The sequence below is a fragment of the Tersicoccus solisilvae genome (assembly GCF_014643255.1).
GTDB lineage: Bacteria > Actinomycetota > Actinomycetes > Actinomycetales > Micrococcaceae > Tersicoccus > Tersicoccus solisilvae.
The window spans coordinates 45,154-64,093 of record NZ_BMJI01000016.1 but is presented as its reverse complement, the minus strand read 5'-3'; the positions used below and the strand labels follow the sequence as shown (position 1 = coordinate 64,093).

17 protein-coding genes are annotated in these 18,940 nt (G+C 68.3%); 8 read left to right on the top strand and 9 right to left on the bottom strand.

Annotated elements, in window-relative coordinates; translation table 11 throughout:
• Positions 1-75: 75 nt before the first annotated feature.
• The 3 genes from IEX22_RS11830 to IEX22_RS11820 all read left to right on the top strand — a co-directional run bounded on the left by IEX22_RS11830 (position 76) and on the right by IEX22_RS11820 (position 4,600).
• On the top strand, positions 76-1,560 hold the full coding sequence (locus IEX22_RS11830; protein WP_188668615.1) for a cryptochrome/photolyase family protein: 1,485 nt from the start codon (positions 76-78) through the stop codon (positions 1,558-1,560).
• Positions 1,561-1,829: 269 nt separating this feature from the next.
• Positions 1,830-4,058: a CHAT domain-containing protein gene (locus IEX22_RS11825; protein WP_188668614.1), complete on the top strand. Its 2,229-nt coding sequence runs from the start codon at positions 1,830-1,832 to the stop codon at positions 4,056-4,058.
• Positions 4,059-4,093: 35 nt separating this feature from the next.
• Positions 4,094-4,600 carry a 2'-5' RNA ligase family protein gene (locus IEX22_RS11820; protein ID WP_188668613.1) on the top strand — a complete coding sequence of 169 codons (507 nt, stop codon included), beginning with the start codon at positions 4,094-4,096 and terminating at the stop codon, positions 4,598-4,600.
• Positions 4,601-4,699: 99 nt separating this feature from the next.
• Here the strand turns inward: IEX22_RS11820 and IEX22_RS11815 are convergent, their stop codons facing one another.
• Together IEX22_RS11815 and IEX22_RS11810 are read right to left on the bottom strand one after the other, a co-directional pair.
• Positions 4,700-5,152 (bottom strand): DUF2867 domain-containing protein, encoded by a 453-nt coding sequence (locus IEX22_RS11815; RefSeq protein ID WP_188668612.1) that lies wholly within the window; start codon positions 5,150-5,152, stop codon positions 4,700-4,702.
• A gap of 4 nt (positions 5,153-5,156) precedes the next feature.
• On the bottom strand, positions 5,157-6,656 hold the full coding sequence (locus tag IEX22_RS11810) for a long-chain-fatty-acid--CoA ligase (protein WP_306464451.1): 1,500 nt from the start codon (positions 6,654-6,656) through the stop codon (positions 5,157-5,159).
• 201 nt (positions 6,657-6,857) lie between these two features.
• On the opposite strand from IEX22_RS11810, the gene IEX22_RS11805 reads away from it, so the two are divergent.
• Together IEX22_RS11805 and IEX22_RS11800 are read left to right on the top strand one after the other, a co-directional pair.
• Entirely contained in the window at positions 6,858-7,676 is an 819-nt protein-coding gene (locus IEX22_RS11805; protein WP_188668611.1) for a hypothetical protein, read from the top strand.
• 187 nt (positions 7,677-7,863) lie between these two features.
• Positions 7,864-8,325 (top strand): ankyrin repeat domain-containing protein, encoded by a 462-nt coding sequence (locus IEX22_RS11800; protein WP_188668610.1) that lies wholly within the window; start codon positions 7,864-7,866, stop codon positions 8,323-8,325.
• Positions 8,326-8,352: 27 nt separating this feature from the next.
• Here IEX22_RS11800 and IEX22_RS11795 read toward each other — a convergent pair whose 3' ends face one another.
• The 6 genes from IEX22_RS11795 to argC are packed head-to-tail and all read right to left on the bottom strand — an operon-like array spanning position 8,353 to position 14,450.
• Positions 8,353-8,877 carry an arginine repressor gene (locus IEX22_RS11795; RefSeq protein ID WP_188668609.1) on the bottom strand — a complete coding sequence of 175 codons (525 nt, stop codon included), beginning with the start codon at positions 8,875-8,877 and terminating at the stop codon, positions 8,353-8,355.
• Positions 8,874-9,854, bottom strand: coding sequence for an ornithine carbamoyltransferase (gene argF / locus IEX22_RS11790; RefSeq protein ID WP_188668608.1), 981 nt, complete (start codon positions 9,852-9,854; stop codon positions 8,874-8,876). The genes IEX22_RS11795 and argF overlap by 4 nt, the downstream gene beginning before the upstream one ends.
• A gap of 4 nt (positions 9,855-9,858) precedes the next feature.
• Complete coding sequence (locus IEX22_RS11785; protein ID WP_188668626.1) at positions 9,859-11,187, bottom strand: acetylornithine transaminase; 1,329 nt, start codon at positions 11,185-11,187, stop codon at positions 9,859-9,861.
• Between the two features lie 47 nt (positions 11,188-11,234).
• Positions 11,235-12,191, bottom strand: coding sequence for an acetylglutamate kinase (gene argB, locus IEX22_RS11780; RefSeq protein ID WP_188668625.1), 957 nt, complete (start codon positions 12,189-12,191; stop codon positions 11,235-11,237).
• A 52-nt stretch (positions 12,192-12,243) separates the two neighbouring features.
• Entirely contained in the window at positions 12,244-13,422 is a 1,179-nt protein-coding gene (gene argJ, locus IEX22_RS11775) for a bifunctional glutamate N-acetyltransferase/amino-acid acetyltransferase ArgJ (protein WP_188668607.1), read from the bottom strand.
• On the bottom strand, positions 13,419-14,450 hold the full coding sequence (gene argC, locus IEX22_RS11770) for an N-acetyl-gamma-glutamyl-phosphate reductase (protein WP_188668606.1): 1,032 nt from the start codon (positions 14,448-14,450) through the stop codon (positions 13,419-13,421). Before argC ends, argJ begins: the two co-directional genes overlap by 4 nt.
• 287 nt (positions 14,451-14,737) lie before the next feature.
• Here argC and IEX22_RS11765 point away from each other — a divergent pair, with 287 nt between their 5' ends.
• Positions 14,738-16,129: an AAA family ATPase gene (locus IEX22_RS11765; protein WP_188668605.1), complete on the top strand. Its 1,392-nt coding sequence runs from the start codon at positions 14,738-14,740 to the stop codon at positions 16,127-16,129.
• 4 nt (positions 16,130-16,133) lie between these two features.
• Positions 16,134-16,649: a hypothetical protein gene (locus IEX22_RS11760; protein ID WP_188668604.1), complete on the top strand. Its 516-nt coding sequence runs from the start codon at positions 16,134-16,136 to the stop codon at positions 16,647-16,649.
• A gap of 33 nt (positions 16,650-16,682) precedes the next feature.
• Here the strand turns inward: IEX22_RS11760 and IEX22_RS11755 are convergent, their stop codons facing one another.
• Complete coding sequence (locus IEX22_RS11755) at positions 16,683-17,756, bottom strand: aldo/keto reductase (RefSeq protein WP_188668603.1); 1,074 nt, start codon at positions 17,754-17,756, stop codon at positions 16,683-16,685.
• Positions 17,757-17,909: 153 nt separating this feature from the next.
• Between IEX22_RS11755 and IEX22_RS11750 the strand changes: the two genes are divergently transcribed.
• Positions 17,910-18,899 (top strand): quinone oxidoreductase family protein, encoded by a 990-nt coding sequence (locus IEX22_RS11750; protein WP_188668602.1) that lies wholly within the window; start codon positions 17,910-17,912, stop codon positions 18,897-18,899.
• Positions 18,900-18,940: the final 41 nt, after the last annotated feature.

The following is an 18,940-nucleotide window of genomic DNA, read 5'->3' as shown; positions in this document are numbered from 1 at the left end:
CATGTTCCTGCAAAACTATACAGTGTCATGAGGATTTATGCATACGCGGTTCCCGTCCCCTCCTAGGATGAGGCGATGGGCCCCGGACCGCACGTACGGCTGATCTATCCGCACCAGGTGTTCACCGCGCACCTGGACGCGGCCCCGGGCACCCTGATGCTGCTCGTCGAGGACGACCTGTACTTCCGGCAGCTGCCGTTCCATGCGCAGAAACTCGTGCTGCACCGGGCCAGCATGGACCGGTTCGCCGAGCGACTGCGGGACGCCGGGTTCGACGTCGAGACGCTGCGCACCGACCGGCACCGCCCCACCCCGCCCCGGCTGACCGAGGCGATCCGGACGCTGGCGCCGTCCCGGGTGAGCGTGTACGACGTCGTCGACGACTTCCTCTCCCGCTCCTGTGTGGCGTCCCTGGCCGACGCGGGGTACACGCTCGGGCCCGAGGACGTGCTGGAGACGCCCAACTTCCTGACCACGCGGGCGCAGATCGACGACTGGTTCGCCGGCGGCCACCGCGCCCGGATGCAGGCGTTCTACACCTGGCAGCGCCGCCGCCTCGACGTGCTCGTCGAGGGCCAGGACCCCGTCGGCGGCCAGTGGTCCTTCGACCCCGAGAACCGGAAGAAGCTGCCCCGCGGCCACGTCGTCCCCGGCGTCACCTGGCCGCAGCGGCACCCGGCGGTGACGGCGGCGATCGCGTGGGTGGCCGAGGAGTTCCCGGACGCGCCGGGAGACGCGGAATCGTTCGCCTGGCCCACCAGCCACGACGAGGCCGACGCGATGCTGGCCGAGTTCCTCGACGAACGGCTGGCCCAGTTCGGCCCGTACGAGGACGCGATCGCCCGGGCCCATCCGTTCGTGTACCACGCGGCCATGAGTCCCGGCCTGAACATCGGCCTGCTCGACCCGGCGGACGTGCTCGAGCGGGTGCTCGAGGCCGGGCACGAGAACACCGTGCCGCTCGCCTCGCTCGAGGGGTTCGTGCGGCAGCTGATCGGCTGGCGGGAGTACATGCGGGCGACGTACCGGCGCTGGGGCCGGCGGATGCGCACCTCCAACGCGCTGGGCCACACCCGGTCCCTGGATCACGGCTGGTGGACGGGCGAGACGGGACTGGACCCGGTCGACCACGTCATCGGCGGCGTGCTGGAGCGGGGCTGGGCGCACCACATCGAGCGGCTGATGGTGCTGGGCAACGCGATGTGCCTGCAGCGCGTCGACCCGGTGGACGTCCACGAGTGGTTCATGGCGATGTTCGTCGACGCCTACGACTGGGTGATGGTGCCCAACGTGCACGCGATGAGCCAGTACGCCGCGGGCAGCGCCATCACCACCAAGCCGTACGTCTCGGGCAGCCACTACCTGACCACGATGTCCGACTTCGGGCCCGGCGAGTGGCGGGCGGACTGGGACGGGCTGTACTGGTCCTTCGTCGACGACCACCGGGACACCTTCGCCGCCAACCACCGGTCCACGATGGTGCTGCGGCACCTGGAGGGCATGGACGACGCCACGCTGGCCGGGCACCGCGAGCGCGCGGCGCCGTACCTGGCGAACTGAGGCGGATACATCCTGCCATTAGGCCGACCAATAAAGAACTTGGCAACGAAAGAATTCGCATGAGAACGACAGAACAACCTGACGCGCACCCGCTTGTGCAGTCTTTCGAGGCGAGCCCTCCACTGCGGAACTCTCGCCACTGCGACTCGCTCTACAATCAAGCCCTGGATGCAATTAACGCGGCACAATCGAACGCTGACCTGAAAAGGGCCGCGGCGAGGCTCGGAAGTATATACAAGAGATCCGAGATAGATGGATTCACTGACGGCATGATCGAGTGCTTAACGGCATTAGCAATCTCTGTAAGCAACTTCAGTTCTGCGGATTCCGATATCGAAAAAGACGTCTCTGCATTCATATTTGAACAGGCAATGGTCGTTGCGCGAAACAACGACAATATGAGGCGCGCTGCAATTTGTGCCGCGAATGCAGCAACAGCCCTTCTTGAGAAGACTAAAATCTCAAAGAGCGACTTCACGCGCATTGAATCGAACATTGCTTTCAGTCTCGACCACAAAACCAAGGGAACTGTCGATTGGTGGTATTCGCAGTTCGCACAGGGACTATATCTACAAAAGTCCGGAATCAACGACGCTGCGCAACTTCGCCGAGCGGCGACGACCATGGCGAACGCATTAGAAAAGCTGGTCCGTGATCTTGCGACTGATCAATACGTCTTGGGTCGAGCTCAAGTATGTCAATGCGAATATCTTGCTTACGACCTTGAAGTCACGACCCGCGACACGCGGCTCCTTGAATTGCACCTACACGAACTTACAGAAACTGTAGTCGATTTGTCGACCCTTCATGCGGCAGAAGTTGTTGGCCTGTTGAAGTCAAATCCTAAGGCTCTGGGACTCGATGAGACGCCGAAATGGGTCACTACTGGATCACCCGATCAGGCACTCAAGACAGCAAAATCTTCTTTGCGGCGAGCGCATCGGATGCTTCAGGTGGCGATCCGCTCATCGCCGGGCATCTCATCTCTAACCCAAACATTCGCTAATATGCAATTAATGCACTCGGGGATCCGGCTCGAATATTCTAGCAAATCAGTCGAAACGTTCGTCCAGTCTTTATCAAAGACTGACGTAATGCCCGGCGGCCATCAGCAAGAATTCATCTCCACCATGGAAGCGTTGATCAGGGCACAGAACGAAACGAGTTTCGGATTACCAGCCCCCGTCCTTAAATTGTTGGCAAGGACGTATTTGGCCGCGGTGGACGAAGCCGCCAGCGCAAATGTACAGCAATTCGCCCTTAGGCAGGGATCTCTGGCGCGTTTTCTATCATGCTGGCTAGCCGACGCAGGCGACTGGACCCAGGCATTTACGCTCCTGGAGGCATCCCGTTCATTATTGGCACCTAATCGCCGTGACGAAGAATTTGTCTCGGAAGACTGGCTCAAACTACATGTCACTCACGATCCAACCGCGACCTATCTTGTGGGAAAGGTCGGGATGAGCTACTGCGGTACTGTGATTTCTGAACTGTCCGGCAGGCACCTTGCAAGACTATGGTATGGAATAAGCGCAAGCGATCCTGGAGTCTCGATCTTGGAGCGAGCCGGCGATAGGTCCGGTTATAACTCACGACTCGCTGGCCTCAGCGGTGAGTTTGAAGTGCTTGTTGACTCCATTGACCAGTTGAGTGGCGCCGCCCGATGTATAGCCTTATCAGTCGGCGGCTTACACTCGATAACGCCACTCGCAAGTATGATCGAAGTGGCTTACCCTTCGAAGTATGCTGCGATCGTGGTGACGCCCCGTACATCGGATTTATCGAGAGACGAGGGAGTCGAGTTAGACCGTCAAGGGCCGGTTAAGGCATCGGTATTATCCGTTGCCGGAAACCCGACGTTCGGCTTGTTGCCATTCGCCAAGTTGGAAAGCGAGATAATCACTCAGTCGTTAGACGCCTCCGGATTCGACTGCACGTACCTGGAAAATTGCACTCTGAGCCGGGCCATGACGGCACTCCACGATGACTCGATTGTCCACTTTAGCGGACACTCGTTCTCCGACGATTTCGATCCAAATAACTCTTCGTTGATTTTTTCGGACGGCTTACTAGCTGCAGCAACCCTACGTTCTGCCCGGACGCAGGCTATTCTAATCACTCTAAGCTCTTGCGAGTCGGGTTTAGTCAGCTCTGATCGGTTCGCGGACGAGGCGCTGTCAATACAGTCTGCATTGCTTCAAGCCGGAGCGAAGCACGTTATTGGTTCATCGTGGAAGCTGCTGGATTTACCTTCATGTATACTTTTTGTTAAGTTCTATGAGTTATTGCTTGATCACGAATGGATTGACACCTCCGTAATTTATCGCTGTTTAGTTGGGGCTCAGGGGTACGTGCGGGATCTAACAAGAGAAGCGATACAGCAGAAATATGACAGTTTTCCGCTCCCTTTGTCTATCGTTCGCTTACCTGCAGAGTCACGTCCGTTCGAACATTTTTGGGCGTGGGGTGGGTTACAACTGTCATCCTCGGCCCTATAGCTCCAATTCTATTTAGGGGAGCTAGAGTCGTGGCGATGCACTCGATCGAGTTCACCCTGGACGACGCGTCCGACGACGCCGTCCGCGCCGACTGGGACGCCCTGCTGGCCGCCGGGCTCCCCTCGGCCGGCTCGCACCGCTCGGCCACCAACCGGCCTCACGTGACCGTCCTGGCGGCCACGGCGGTGCCCACCTCCCTGCAGGACGAGGCCGCCGCCCGGCTGCTGCCGCTGCTGCCCCTGCCGGTGCGGTGGGGCGGCCTGGTGCTGTTCGGCACCCGCCGGCTGGTGCTGGCCCGGCTGGTCGAGGTGGACCGGGCGCTCACCGCTCTGGTGCACGGCCTGCAGCAGGACGCGGTCGACGTCGCCGCGGACCCTGACCGCGCCTGGGTGCCGCACGTGACGCTGTGCCGGCGGCTGGACCCCGGTCAGGTCGGGACGGCACTGAGCGTCCTGCCGCTGCTGCCCGAGGCGGCGCCGTCCTTCACCGGACTTCGCCGCTGGGACCCGGTCGCTCGGCGGGTGACGTCGCTCGGCGGGTGACGTGTCCGCGCATCGACTATCGAATGTCTGGGCTTCCCCGGCGTCTTGAGCACAGAGATTCGATAGTCGATGCCGACATCGGGCGGGGAGGCGTCCGCGTCAGCCGCGCTCGGCGGCGCGGACCATCGCCCGGAGCATCGCGACGAACACCACCCGATGCGCGGGCAGCTGCCCGTACCAGTAGGCGAGCCCGGCGACGCCGCGCGGCTCGAACGCGATCACCTGCTCCAGCTGGGCACCGGAGCCCACGGGGGTCACCGTCAGCGTCATCCGGGCGGTGCCGGGCATCCGCATCTGGGCCCGCAGCGTCAGGGACCGTCCGGCCTCGATCGCCTCGACCACCCAGAAGTCGACGACGTCGCCGGGGCGCAGCGGCCGGTCCGGGCGTCCGCGCATCCCGGGGCCGCCGACGAGCCGGTCCAGCGCCGCGCGGAAGGCCCACAGCCGGGTGAAGGCGTACCAGCCGGCGGGTCCGCCGACGCCCTCGACGACCGCCCACGTCCGTGCCGGGCCCGCCCGGACGAGACGCGACCGGCGCTCCCGGAGGGTCACGGCGTCATCCGTCCAGGCTGATCTCGCGCTTGAGGATCTTGCCGGTCGGCCCCTTCGGCAGGGCGTCGACGACGGCGATGCGCCGCGGGTACTTGTAGGCCGCCAGCCGCTCCTTCGTCCACGCGGTGAGATCGGCGATCAGCTGCTCCGTGTCGTCGTCGCGGTGCTCGGCCTTGAGCGCGACGACGGCGGCCACCTCCTGGCCGTTCAGGTCGTCCGGGATGCCGATCACGGCGGCCTCGGCGACCGCCGGATGCTCGTACAGCACCTCCTCGACCTCACGCGGGTACACGTTGTAGCCGCCGCGCAGGATCATGTCCTTCTTCCGGTCCACGATGACGTACACGCCCTCGGCGTCGCGCCGGGCCAGGTCCCCGGTGTGGAACCAGCCGTCGACGATGGCCGCCGCGGTCGCGTCCGGGTTCTTCCAGTAGCCCTTCATCACGTACGGGCCGGCGACCAGCAGCTCGCCCACGGCGTCGTCGGCCGCCTCCCCGCCGTCGCCGTCGTCCACCCGCAGCTGCGCGCCCGGCACCGGGGTGCCGATGGAGCCGGGCTTGCGGACGCCGTCGAGCTGGTTGAAGGCGACCGCCGGGGACGTCTCGGACAGGCCGTAACCCTCCAGCAGCGTCGCCTTGTAGGCGCGCTCGAACTCGTGCAGCACCTCGACGGGCAGCGGCGCCCCGCCCGAGACGGCCACGCGCAGGCTGGAGGCGTCCACCGGGCTCGGGTCGCGCAGCAGCGCGATGTACATCGTGGGCACGCCGAGGAACACGGTCACCCGGTCCCGCTCGATGATGCGCTTGGCCGCCGCGGGGTCGAATCGGGGCAGCAGGGTGAGGGCGCCCCCCTGCGCGATCGCCGCGTTCAGAGCGCTGGTCTGCCCGAAGACGTGGAAGAACGGCAGGCCCCCGAACAGCACGTCGCCCGGGCCGAGCGCGAAGAGTCCCGCGGACATGAGGGCGTTGCCGCGGAGATTGGCGTGGGTCAGCTCGGCGCCCTTGGGTCGCCCGGTGGTGCCCGACGTGTAGAGGATGACGGCGGTCTCGGCGTCGTCGCGCTCGACCAGCCCCGGCGTCGGGTCGGTCCGGGCGAGAGACTGCAGGAACGGCCCGGAGTCGATCACCGTGATGCTCGCCCCGGTGGCGTCCGCGGCGGTGCGGGCGGCGTCGGCCATCCCCTCCCACACCCACACCCGGGCGGCCCCGGAGTCGGTGAGGTGGTACTCGATCTCGCGGGCGGTCAGCAGCGGGTTCAGGGGCACGACGACGGCGCCGGCCCGCAGGATGCCGTAGTACACGACCGGCATCTGCGGCACGTTCGGGCTGATCAGGGCGACGCGGTCGCCGGGCTGCACCCCGTCGGCGGTCAGCTGGGCGGCGACGGCCCCGGAGAGCCGCTCGAGGGCCGCGTAGGTCAGCACCGCGTCATCGAGCTTCAGGGCGGTGGCGTCGGCGTGCTCGGCCGCGGAGTCGAGCAGGATCGAGGCAAGGTTGGTCATCATCGTCCGTTCTCGCCGGGCTCGTCACCGGCGGCGCTGCCGTGTTGTGCCGGTCACAATACCGGCCGGTAACCGGTGCGGACCAGCGGCGTGCCGCCGCGCAACGCCGTCGCTGTGCACGGGCTGTGACCGGGCGCTGTTACTGTCGCAGCAGGTCACCGCCGACTGGTGACCTGATCGCACCGTTCACGCAGGGGGTTTGTCATGAACAGGAAGTTCTCGATCACGATCACCGGGCTGGCGCTCGCCGCCGCCCTGGGCCTGGCCGGCTGCGGAGGCGCCGCCGGCACGTCCGGCAGCTCCGCGGCGACCGGCGGGACGGCGTCGTCCGCCCAGGCCGCGGACGCCTCGCCCAGCTCCACCCCGACTCCGGACACGCCGAGCGCAACGGAGCTGTACCCGAAGATGAAGGCGGCCGTGAAGGCGGCCACGAGCGTCAAGGTCAGTGGGACCGCGTCGAGCGGCCAGTTCCAGAAGATCGAGTTCGCGGGCAACCGGGCCGGCACCAACCTCGCCATGACGCTGACCACGAGCCAGGGTACGGCTCAGGTGCGCATCGTGGACAAGACGGCCTATGTCAAGGGTGACCAGAAGTTCTGGTCACAGGCGGGCGCCGGTTCCGCCGCCGCGAAGCTCGTGGGCAAGTGGGTCAAGGCACCGTCGACCAGCTCGTTCAAGGGCGCCAACATGAACGAGGTGCTCGACGACGCATTCAAGAAGGACCCGACCGCGGCCGAGCTGAAGAGCGCGAAGGTCGAGGAGGCGGATCTGGACGGCGTGAAGGCGTACAAGCTCAGCGACGTGGACGGGTCGAGCGATGGCGCGATCTGGGTCGCGGCGGACGGTGAGCCCTACCCGCTGCGCATCACCTCGTCGAAGGCGAAGTCGAGCGCGAGCTCCTCCCCGAGCGCCGGCGCGAGCTCCTCCTCGGCGTCCGACCTGCGGCTGAGCCAGTGGAACGCGGTGCCGAAGGTGGCCGCGCCCGCCGCGTCGGAGATCGTCTCGATTCCCGGCCAGGGCTGAGCTCGCCGCCGAGCCTTCACTCGCGCGACGCCGCTCCACGACGGGCGGATCGGCCACCGGCCGGTCCGCCCGTCGCCGTTCCGGCTCCGTTGCCGCGACCCGGCACGCGTCGACAGATGAGGACGGGCCGACGGCCCCGTGTGACACCCGGCTCGGCGAGCCCCACCGCCGATGGAAGAATGGCCGGATGGATGCATCACGCGACGCGGGCCCGATCGAGGGGAGCCAGACCGACGCCGACCTGACCGACGCGGACCTGGAGCTGCTGAACTCCATGTTCGATCTCGCCCGCGACGGGGCGACGGAGCGGCTGACGGCGTTCGTCGACGCGGGCCTGCCGGTGAACCTGACCAACGCCAAGGGTGACACGCTGCTCATCCTGGCCGCCTACCACCGGCACGCCGACACCGTGGCGGCACTGCTCGAGCGCGGCGCCGAGACCGAGCGGGTCAACGACATGGGCCAGACCGCGCTGGCCGCCGCCGTGTTCCGGCAGGACGAGACAGCCGTGCGGGCGCTGCTGGACGCGGGCGCCGATCCGGAGGGCGGGCGGCAGACGCCCGTCTCGGTCGCTGCGTACTTCCAGCTGCCCGCGATGGCGGAGCTGCTGCGCTCCGCCGGGAACGCGTCCGGCGCCGCCGACGGCTGACCGGGCAGGCGCGTCCTGCACGCGCGGTCAGTCCGTGCCGGCGAGCTCGAGGAACCGCGCTGCCAGGTCCGGGCCGCCCGTGGGCTCCCGGCACACCAGCAGCACGGTGTCGTCCCCGGCGATGGTGCCGAGCACGGCCGGCAGCACCGAGTGGTCGATCGCGGACGCGAGGAACTGGGCGGCCCCGGGTGGCGTGCGCAGCACGACGAGGTTCGCCGACGCCTCGGCGGTGACCAGCAGTTCCTCGCACAGGCGAGCCAGCCGCGCGTCGAGCAGTTCCTGGTTCACGTCGCTGCGCGGCGTCCGGTCCGCGCCCACGGACGGCATGGCGTAGACCAGGCCACCGTCGGCCCCGCGCACCCGGACGGCACCGAGTTCGACGAGGTCGCGGGACAGGGTCGCCTGGGTGACGGCGAGCCCGTCGTCCGCGAGCCGCTGCGCCAGCTCGGCCTGGGAGCGCACCGCGGACCCGGCCAGCAGCGCCGTGATCCGCGCCTGCCGGGCCGTCTTCGTCGTGGGACGGGATCGGGCGCCCTCCGCCGCCGCACTCACGAGCGCGAGCCCGAGTCCGGCCCCAGCAACCCGGACCGTTCCATCAGCCAGTGCATGATCGCCTTCTGCGCGTGCAACCGGTTCTCCGCCTCGTCCCAGACGGCGGACTGGGGCCCGTCGATGACCCCGGCGCTGATCTCGTATCCGCGATAGGCGGGCAGGCAGTGCAGCACGACGGCGCCCGGTGCGGCGAGCGCGAGCGCGGCCTCGTCGATCGCGTACGGCCGGAACACGTCGGCCCGGTCGGTCTTCTCGTCCTCCTGACCCATCGACACCCACGTGTCGGTGGCGAGCACGTCGACACCGTCGAGCGCTTCCGCGGCCGACGTCGTCACCAGCACGGAGCCGCCGGTCGCCTGCGCCCGCTCCCGCGCGGCCGCGACGACGGCCTCGTCCGGCAGGTAGCCCTCCGGCCCGGCGACGCGCACGTGCATGCCGGCCGTCACCCCGGCCAGCAGGTAGGAGTTCGCCATGTTGTTGGCGGCGTCGCCGAGGTACGCCAGCGTCAGCCCGGCGGTGCGGCCGTGGTGTTCCCGGACGGTGAGCAGGTCGGCGAGCAGCTGGCACGGGTGGTAGTCGTCGCTCAGGGCGTTGATCACCGGGACCGCGCTGTGCCGGGCCATCTCCTCGAGACCGGCCTGCGCGTACGTGCGCCACACGATCGTGTGCACCATCCGCTCGAGCACCCGCGCGGTGTCCGCGACGGATTCCTTGTGCCCGATCTGCGCTTCCCCCGGGTTGATGATCAGCGGGTTGCCCCCGAGATCGGCGACCCCGGTGGCGAAGGAGACACGGGTCCGCGTCGAGGTCTTGTCAAAGATGACGGCGACGGTCCTGGAAGCGTGCGGGCCGTCACCGGTCGGGGCGGCGTAGGTGCGGTACCCGTACCGGTCGGCCTTCATCGCGGCGGCGAGGTCGAGCACCTCGGCCTGCTCGGCCGGGCCGAGGTCCAGATCGGTGAGGAAATGGCGGGTCATGGGATCACTCCTGGGCGGGCTCGGTCCGGGCAGACCCGGAGGACGGTGCGGACGACGCGGTGGCGGCGCGGGCGGCGTCGAGGATGCCGGGCAGGGCCGTGAGGAAACCGTCCGCCTCCTCGGCCGTCAACAGCAGCGGTGGCGCGAGACGCAGGGTGCGCGGCCCCGGCGCGTTGATGATGAACCCGGCAGCCAGCGCGGCGGTGACGGCGGCGGGCGCGAGCGCGGCCCCCGACGCCGGGTGGGCGTCGGCGTCCAGGTCGAAGCCGATCAGCAACCCCTGGCCGCGCACCTCGGTCACCCCGGGAATCCGCGCGAGACCGTCCCGCAGGTGGCGGCCCACCCGGTCGGCGTTGCCGAGCAGGTCGTCGGACTCGATCACGTGCAGCGTGGCCAGGCCCGCGGCGGTCGCCACCGGGTTGCCGCCGAAGGTGCTGCCGTGCTGGCCGGGGCCGAGCAGGGCGGAGACGGCGGGGCCGACGGTGATGAGCGCCCCGATCGGGAATCCGCCGCCGAGGCCCTTGGCGAGCGTGACGGCGTCGGGCATCAGGTCCGGCTCGTGCTGGAACGCGAACCAGCGGCCGGTGCGCCCGACGCCGGTCTGCACCTCGTCGAGGATGAGCAGTGCCCCGGCCTCCCGGGTGAGCCGGCGGGCCTCCCGCAGGTACCCGGCGGGCAGCGGCAGCACGCCGGCCTCGCCCTGGATGGGCTCGAGCACCAGCGCCGCGGTCTGGTCGGTGATCGCGGCGCGCAGGGCGGCGAGGTCCCCGGCGGGGATGTGGGTGACGCCGCCGGGCAGCGGGGCGAACGGTTCCCGGTAGGCGGCCTTGTGGGTGAGGCTGAGCGCCCCCATGGTCCGCCCGTGGAAGCCCTGTTCGAGGGCGACGACGGTGGGCCGGACCGGGTCCGCGCCGTTGCCGGCGCGGCGGGCCAGCTTCAGCGCCGCCTCGACGGCCTCCGTGCCGGAGCTGGCGAAGAAGACGCGGGATCCCTCCGGGGCGCCGGCGAGGGCGAGCAGCCGCTCGGCGAGGGCCACCTGCGTGGGGCTGGTGAAGAAGTTCGAGATGTGCCCGAGGGTGGCCTGCTGGCTGGCGACCACGCTGGTCAGCAGCGGGTGGGCGTGGCCGAGGACGTTGACGGCGATGCCGCCGAGCAGGTCGAGGTACTCGGCGCCGTCGGCGTCCCACACCCGGCTGCCGGAGCCGCGCACCAGCACCCGCTGCGGGGCACCGAAGACGTTGAGCAGGGATCCGGTGTAGCGCTCGAGCCAGGCGGCGCCGGTCGATTCGCCGGACACCGGGGAGGCCGGGCTCCCGGAGAGTTCGGCGGGCAGGCCGGTGTTGCGGCGGTCCTCGCCCGTCGCGGGGGTCGGTGACGTGGTCACGGCTTCTCCTTCGCGGTCGGGGACGGAGCGGTGGTGGTCGGGGTGGGCTCGGCGGCCGTCACGAGCGTGCCGATGCCCTCGTCGGTGAAGATCTCCAGCAGCATGCTGTGCGGGTTGCGCCCGTCGACGATGTGCGCGGCGGGCACCCCGCCGTCGACCGCGGCGAGCGCGGCCGTCATCTTGGGGATCATCCCGGACTGCAGGGTCGGCAGCATGGCGCGGAGCCGGTCGGCGGACAGCGCGGAGATGAGCGAGGACCGGTCCGGCCAGTCGGCGTAGAGGCCCTCGACGTCGGTGAGCATGACGAGCTTCTCCGCGCCGAGCGCGATCGCGACCGCGGCCGCGGCGGTGTCGGCGTTGACGTTGAGCACCTGGCCGGTCGGGTTGCCGTCGGCGTCGACCTCGGGCGCCACCGACGAGATGACCGGGATGCGGCCGGCGGCCAGCAGCCCCGCGATGTTGGCCGGGTGCACGGTGCTGACCTCGCCGACCAGGCCCAGGTCCACGTCCTCGCCGTCGACAACGGCGCCGGTGCGGGTTGCCATCAGGGTGCCGGCGTCCTCCCCCGACATGCCGACCGCGTACGGGCCGTGCTGGTTGATCAGCCCGACCAGTTCGCGGCCCACCTGCCCGGTGAGCACCATCCGGACGACGTCCATGGCCTCCTCGGTGGTCACGCGCAGGCCGCCGCGGAACTCGGACTCGATGCCGAGGGCGGAGAGCATGGCGTTGATCTGGGGACCGCCGCCGTGCACGACGACCGGGTGCAGCCCCACATGGTGGAGGAAGACGACGTCGGCCGCGAAGGCGCGGCGCAGCTCGTCGTCGACCATGGCGTTGCCGCCGTACTTGAGCACCACCCGGGCCCCGGCGAACCGCTGGATCCAGGGCAGCGCCTCGATCAGGGTGGCCGCCTTCGCGGCCGCCGCGTCGGGGACGGTGCCGGCGGGCAAGGTGGCCGGCGAAGCGGCGGGTGGCTCGGTCGTCGGGTCCGTCACGGCGTCCTCAGCTGGAGTAGGCACTGTTCTCGTGCACGTAGTCGTGGGTGAGGTCGTTCGTCAGGATGGTCGCCGTCGCAGTGCCGGCGCCGAGGTCGATCTCGACGTCGACGTGCCGGCCGGACAGGTCGACGGCCTCCCGCGGCTCCCCGATCCCGCAGTTGCGACACACCTGCACGCCGTTGATGGTCACGTTCAGGTCGCCCGGCTCGAAGACTGCCCTCGTGGTGCCGACGGCGGAGAGCACGCGGCCCCAGTTCGGGTCCTGCCCGAAGATCGCCGTCTTGAACAGGTTGGAGCGGGCGACGGCGCGGCTGACCTCGACGGCGTCGTCCTCGGTGGCCGCGTTCACGGTGCGGACCGCGATCTCGTGGCTCGCGCCCTCGGCGTCGGCGATCAGCGCCCGGGCCAGCTCCGCGCACACGTCGGTCAACGCCGCCGTGAACGCCTCGAGGTCGGGCGTGACGCCGGAGGCGCCGGAGGCGAGCAGGGCGACGGTGTCGTTGGTCGACATGCAGCCGTCGGAGTCGGCGCGGTCGAAGGTGACCCCGGTGGCCGCGCGCAGGGCGGTGTCCAGGGCGTCGGCGGGCAGGTCGGCGTCCGTGGTGAGGACGACGAGCATGGTGGCCAGCCCAGGGGCGAGCATGCCCGCGCCCTTGGCCATCCCGCCGATCGACCAGCCGTCGGTGCTGGCGTGCCCGGCCTGCTTGGCGACGGTGTCGGTCGTCATGATGGCCTCGGCGGCATCCGGCCCGCCGTCGGCGGCGAGCGCGCCGACGGCGGCGGTGATGCCGGCGCCGAGCTGCGGCATCGGCAGCTGCACCCCGATCAGGCCGGTGGAGCAGACGAGGACGTCTCCCGCGCCGATCCCGAGCGCGGTGGCGACCTGCTCGGCGCTGGCGTGGGTGTTGGCGAAGCCCTCGGGGCCGGTGCAGGCGTTGGCGCCGCCGGAGTTGAGCAGCACGGCGTCGGCGCGCCCGTCGGAGACGGCCTGGCGCGACCAGAGCACGGGCGCGGCGGCCACCCGGTTGGAGGTGAACACGGCGGCGGCCGCACGGCTCGGCCCGTCGTTGACCACGAGCGCGACGTCCGGCTTGCCCGAGGCCTTCAGGCCGGCGGTGACACCCGCGGCCCGGAAGCCGGCGGGGGTGGTGACGCCGAGGTCGGTGGTGCTGGCGGCGTTCACGGGGCGACTCCCTGCAGGTCGAGGCCCATCGTCTCGGGGAGGGACAGGGCGAGGTTCATGGACTGGACGGCGCCGCCGGCGGTGCCCTTGGTGAGGTTGTCGATCGCGCAGCAGACGACGACGCGGCCGGCGTGCGGGTCGACGGCGAGCTGCAGGACGGCGTGGTTGGAGCCGATCACCGCGCCGGTGGTGGGCCACTGCCCCTCGGGCAGCAGGTGCACGAACGGCTCGTCGGCGTAGTAGGCGTCCCAGGCGTCCCGCACCGCGGCGGCGTCGACGCCGTCGGCCAGCCGGGCGGTGGCGGTGGTGAGGATGCCGCGCGGCATCGGCGCGAGGGTCGGGGTGAAGGAGATCTGCACGGGCGTGCCGGCGGCGCGGGCGAGGCCCTGCTCGATCTCCGGCGTGTGCCGGTGGCCGCCACCGACGCCGTACGGGCTCATCGAGCCCATCACCTCGGCGCCGAGCAGGTGCGGCTTCGGCGATTTGCCGGCCCCGGAGGTGCCCGACGCGGCGACGATGACGACGTCCTCGGGCTCGAGCAGGCCCGCGTCGAAGCCGGGCACCAGGGCCAGCAGGGAGCTCGTCGGGTAGCAGCCGGGCACGGCGATCCGCTTCGTGCCGCGCAGCTGGTCCCGGGCGCCGGGCAGTTCCGGCAGCCCGTACGGCCAGCTGCCGGCGTGCTCGGAACCGTAGAACCGCTCCCAGGCGTCCGGGTCGGTGAGCCGGTGGTCCGCCCCGGCGTCGATGACGAGGGTGTCGGCCGGCAGCTGCGCGGCGACGGGACCGCTGGCCCCGTGCGGCAGGGCGAGGACGACGACGTCGTGACCGCTCAGGTTCTCGACCGTCGTCTCCTCGACGATCCGGTCGGCCAGGCCGTGCAGGTGCGGGGCGAGCGAGCCGAGGCGGGCGCCCGCACTGCTGTGCGCGGTGACCGCGCCGATGCGGGCCTCCGGGTGACCGGCGAGCAGACGCAGGACCTCGCCGCCGGCGTACCCGGTGGCGCCCGACACGGCGACGGAGAAACTCATGCCGCCCAGCATACAGCAAAGTTATGCAGTGGTCGGGATAGTTATGCAGTCCGGTGCCGGCAGACCGTCAGGAACTGCTGGACAGCTGTCACTAGGGCCACCCGACCCCAGGACGCTGGCCTCGCAGCGCACCCACTAACGCCAAGCATCCGCTCTAGAACGGCCCACTCAAGGACAGCAGAGTTCTCGGCACCGAGCCGCGGAGGTCGCGGCACTCCCCAGAAGCCTCCGGTCCGTACTGCATAATTCTCCGTGGTACGACTTCTCAAAATCATCGAAAGAGGAAGATGGCACGCCGCAAAGGACCTCGAAGGAACAGCAACCTCCCCTTCCGCCCCGGCCCTGACTTCGAGCACTTCGATCTCTACGTTGGTATTCGTGGATTCAAGGCAATTCACGACGAGATTAATGTCCGCATCGCTCCCCTCACAATAATCTCAGGAGCGAACAGTGGCGGCAAGTCGAGCTTCATGCAGCCGCTGTTGCTGATGAAGCAGACGCTGGACGTGGGGTTTGATCCTGGCCCTCTCTTGCTCCACGGCGCCAACGCAAAATTTACTGAGCGCAATCAGACCTTGAGTAAGAGTAAAGCAAGAGATTCGAGAGTTAATGAGTTTAGTGTTGATCTTCGTGTAGGGGAGCATCACAGAAGAGTGGTCTATGCAGACTCACCCGACGGGTTCACAATCGATTCCGATACCTTCGAAGATGCGGAACGATCAATAACACTGAAGCCGAAACTCGACCCCGAGTACGCACGCCAACTTGAGAAACGAGTCTCTGTATTCGCGGAAACGTTTATGCAGCAGATGCGTGACGGAGTATTCGCCGGCGTCGAGAAATTTACGCCTGGAATCTCAACCCGACGGGAACGATGCTTCCTCGAAGGAGTCATTAGCAATAGGGCTGTTTCCGAGTCGCGGATTTTCTTGGGAATCGACGCGTTCGACTCACACACCGATGCGTGGACTCACTTGATAAGCTCAATAATCCATGTGCCGGGCCTCAGGGGCAACCCCGAGCGCGAGTACCCGCGTGCAGCAGTAGGCCAAAACTTCCCCGGTACGTTCGATCAATACGTCGCTTCCGTTATTCTAAATTGGGGAGAAAATCATGATCCGCGCCTCAGCGAACTCTCCAGACAGATGGAACTACTCGGCCTAACTTGGAAAGTCTTTGCACGTAAGAAAAACGATGCGACGGTCGAAGTCCTAGTGGGACGCGTACCCCACGCCCAGCGAGGTGGCGCTCAGGACTTGGTCAGCATTGCTGACGTTGGCTTCGGTGTCAGCCAGACGCTGCCAGTCATCGTTTCTCTTCTCTGCGCCCGACCGGGTCAAATTGTCTACATTGAGCAACCGGAGATCCATTTGCACCCGCGAGCCCAAGTAGTTCTAGGTGACATAATCGTGGCAGCCGCCGCTAACGGGGTAAAGGTCGTCGCCGAGACACACAGTTCCCTGCTCATTCGCTCTATTCAGACACAGATCGCTAGGTCTGCGATCCCAGCTAATCAGGTGAGTCTTAACTGGTTTGGTCGCGACATCGACGGTCATGCCAACCTGTCCGTAGCCGAGGTAGATGCCAAAGGTCGCTTTGGAGACTGGCCGCTTGATTTTGACGACGTTTCGGAGGACGCGGACATCGCGTACATTGAAGCCGTTAGGGCTGGGAGTTAGGGGCGTGAAATACCTTATTATCGATGCAAATATCGCGCGGTCGTGCAACGATCCAGCAGATAATGCAGATGCCGCTAGCTGTTTCTTGTTTCTTCAACATGTGGGTAAGCGAGAAAATTCAACCGGCGTAGTCGTGAACGCGGAGATCGAGCGCGAGTGGGATATACACGCTAATCGCACATTCACTGCCTGGTATGCCAAGATGGAACGAAGAAGCCGTGTGAAGTACGTCGATGTGAAGCATTCCAATGATTATCGCGCCATCATTTCTGCGGTCGACAACGATGGAGTCCGCTCCGCTCTACAGAAAGATGTACATTTAGTTGAATTGGCCCTCTTTGGCCAACATCCCGTTGCATCAAGAGATGACAAACAACGGAGATATGTTCGATCGCTTATTGGGCAATATTCGCTCCTTAGAGGGATCCAATGGGTGAATCCAGTGACCGAGTCCGGCTGGGACGCTTGGCTGAACCGAGGCTGCGATCGGGACGGCTATCTCCTCACAGCAGCTGAGTAGCCCAACAGCCCGCAGTCTGGTGTCGGTGGGCCGTCAGGAACCGGCGGCGTCCAGGGCCCGCTGGTGCTCGGCGTAGAACTCCGCCTCGGCGGGCTCCGGCCGGTCCTGACCGTTGAGCAGGCGGTGCCAGACCGGGTAGTAGGCGGGCAGCTGGGACGCGGCGGTGATCCGGTCCCGCGCGTCGTCCGGCAGGGTCAGCTCCGCCGCCTCGAGGTCCTCGACCAGGTGCTCGTGCCGCCGGGCCGCGACCACGGTGCCGTTGACCCCGGGCCGCGTGAGGATCCAGGAGATCACCACCTGCGGGAGGGACCAGCCCAGGCCCCGGGCGATCTCGTCGAACAGGTCGATCAGGTCGTACGCGCGCTCCCGGTCCACGACGTGCGGCTCGGGCCAGTCGGTGCCCTGCCGGGTGTCCGGCGATGTCGGCCGGCCGCGACGCACCTGGCCGCTGAGCAGCCCCTCCCCCAGCGGGCTCCAGCCGAACGTCGCCAGCCCGAGGTCCCGCGCGGCGGGGATGATCTCGTACTCCACCTCGCGCGCCTCGGGCGTGTAGTAGGTCTGGTGCGAGATCGGGCCCTCGAGCCCGGCGAGCTGGGCCTCGTAGACGGTCTTGGCCAGCTGCCAGCCGTTGTAGTTGGAGACGCCCCAGTAGCGGATCTTGCCGGCCCGGATCAGCTCGTTGGCCGTCGCGATGGTCTCGATGATCGGCGTCTGCCCGTCCCACTGGTGCAGGTACAGCAGGTCGAGGTGATCGGTCTTCAGCCGGGTCAGGCTGTCCTCGACCGCGCGGGTGAGGTGGTAGCGGCCGGCGCCGGCGTCGTTCGGCCCGTCCCCGGTCGCCGTGCGCGCCTTGGAGGTGAGCACGAAGCGGTCGCGGCGCGTGCCGAGCACCTCCCCGAGCACGCGCTCGGCGTCCCCGCCCGAGTAGATGTTGGCGGTGTCGAGGAAGTTGACCCCGTGCTCCAGCGCGGTGTCGAGCTGCCGCTCCGCGTCCTTGCCGTCGACCCCGTCGATCTTCTCCATCCCGCCGCCGGTGCCGAACGGGATGGTGCCCAGCGCCAGGCGCGAGACGTAGAGGCCCGAGCTGCCCAGTCGTGTGTACTCCATGTCGCGCCCCTCGATGATCAGTTCGCTGATGAATACTCTCGCCCATGGTGCCGGGTCGAGCGGTCCCCGTCCACCGGCCCAGCGTGCCCCGCCGGCCCGCCCCGGCGTGTGCCTACGATGGCGTGAGGCCCGTCCCCGGAAGAGGAGCACCGCATGAGCGACCAGCAGATCCCCGCCACCGCGACCGCGATCGTCGCCGAGCAGGCCGGCGGTCCCGAGGTGCTGCGCACCGCGACGGTCGACGTCCCCCGGCCCGGACCGGGCCAGGCCCTGGTGCGCGTCGCGGCGACCGGCGTCAACTTCATCGAGACGTACCAGCGGTCCGGGGTCTACGACGTCGGCTTCCCGTTCACGCCCGGCGCCGAGTTCGCCGGGACGGTCGTCGCCGTCGGCCCGGGCGTCGACGGGATCGCCGAGGGCGACCGGGTGACCACCGCGCACGGCGCGAAGGGCTACGCCCGGTACACCGCCGTCGACGCCGACGCACTCGTCCCGGTGCCGGACGGCATCGACGACGAGACCGCCGCGGCACTGCCGCTGCAGGGCATGACCGCGCACGTGCTCGTCCACTCCACCAAGGACGTCCAGCCCGGCGAGACCGCGCTCGTGCACGCGGGCGCCGGCGGCGTCGGGCTGCTGCTCATCCAGCTGCTCAAGGCCGCCGGGGCCACGGTGTACACCACCGTGTCCACGGACGAGAAGGAGAAGCTCGCCGCGGCCGCCGGCGCGGACGCGGTGCTGCGCTACGACGGCTTCGCCGACCGGGTGCGGGAGCTGACCGACGGTCGCGGCGTGGACGTCGTGTACGACGGGGTCGGCAAGGACACCTTCGACGACTCGCTGGCCAGCCTGCGAGCGCGCGGCCTGATGGTGCTGTTCGGCGCCGCGTCCGGACCGGTGCCGCCGTTCGACCCGCAGCGACTGAACTCCGGCGGGTCCCTCTACTTGACCCGGCCGACGATGATGCACTACACGACGACGGCCGAGGACCGCCGGTCCCGGATGGCCGACCTGTTCGCGCTGGTCGCCGACGGCAAGCTCGACGTGCGGATCGGCGCCCGGTACCCCCTGGCCGACGCCGGCCGGGCGCACGCGGACCTGCAGGCCCGGCGCACCACCGGCAAGGTGCTGCTCGTCCCCTGACGCCGACGCGCAACGGCGCGGCGGGACCGCGGCGGGCGACC

What these genes read in the sequence shown, in the direction of transcription:
- IEX22_RS11800 (WP_188668610.1), top strand. Translation starts at nt 7,864, where the DNA reads ATGGATGCATCACGCGACGCGGGCCCGATCGAGGGGAGCCAGACCGAC.
- IEX22_RS11825 (WP_188668614.1), top strand. Translation starts at nt 1,830, where the DNA reads ATGATCGAGTGCTTAACGGCATTAGCAATCTCTGTAAGCAACTTCAGT.
- argF (WP_188668608.1), bottom strand. Translation starts at nt 9,854, where the DNA reads ATGACCCGCCATTTCCTCACCGATCTGGACCTCGGCCCGGCCGAGCAG.
- argC (WP_188668606.1), bottom strand. Translation starts at nt 14,450, where the DNA reads ATGAGTTTCTCCGTCGCCGTGTCGGGCGCCACCGGGTACGCCGGCGGC.
- IEX22_RS11805 (WP_188668611.1), top strand. Translation starts at nt 6,858, where the DNA reads ATGAACAGGAAGTTCTCGATCACGATCACCGGGCTGGCGCTCGCCGCC.
- IEX22_RS11755 (WP_188668603.1), bottom strand. Translation starts at nt 17,756, where the DNA reads ATGGAGTACACACGACTGGGCAGCTCGGGCCTCTACGTCTCGCGCCTG.
- IEX22_RS11830 (WP_188668615.1), top strand. Translation starts at nt 76, where the DNA reads ATGGGCCCCGGACCGCACGTACGGCTGATCTATCCGCACCAGGTGTTC.
- IEX22_RS11810 (WP_306464451.1), bottom strand. Translation starts at nt 6,656, where the DNA reads ATGATGACCAACCTTGCCTCGATCCTGCTCGACTCCGCGGCCGAGCAC.
- IEX22_RS11765 (WP_188668605.1), top strand. Translation starts at nt 14,738, where the DNA reads ATGGCACGCCGCAAAGGACCTCGAAGGAACAGCAACCTCCCCTTCCGC.
- IEX22_RS11820 (WP_188668613.1), top strand. Translation starts at nt 4,094, where the DNA reads ATGCACTCGATCGAGTTCACCCTGGACGACGCGTCCGACGACGCCGTC.
- IEX22_RS11750 (WP_188668602.1), top strand. Translation starts at nt 17,910, where the DNA reads ATGAGCGACCAGCAGATCCCCGCCACCGCGACCGCGATCGTCGCCGAG.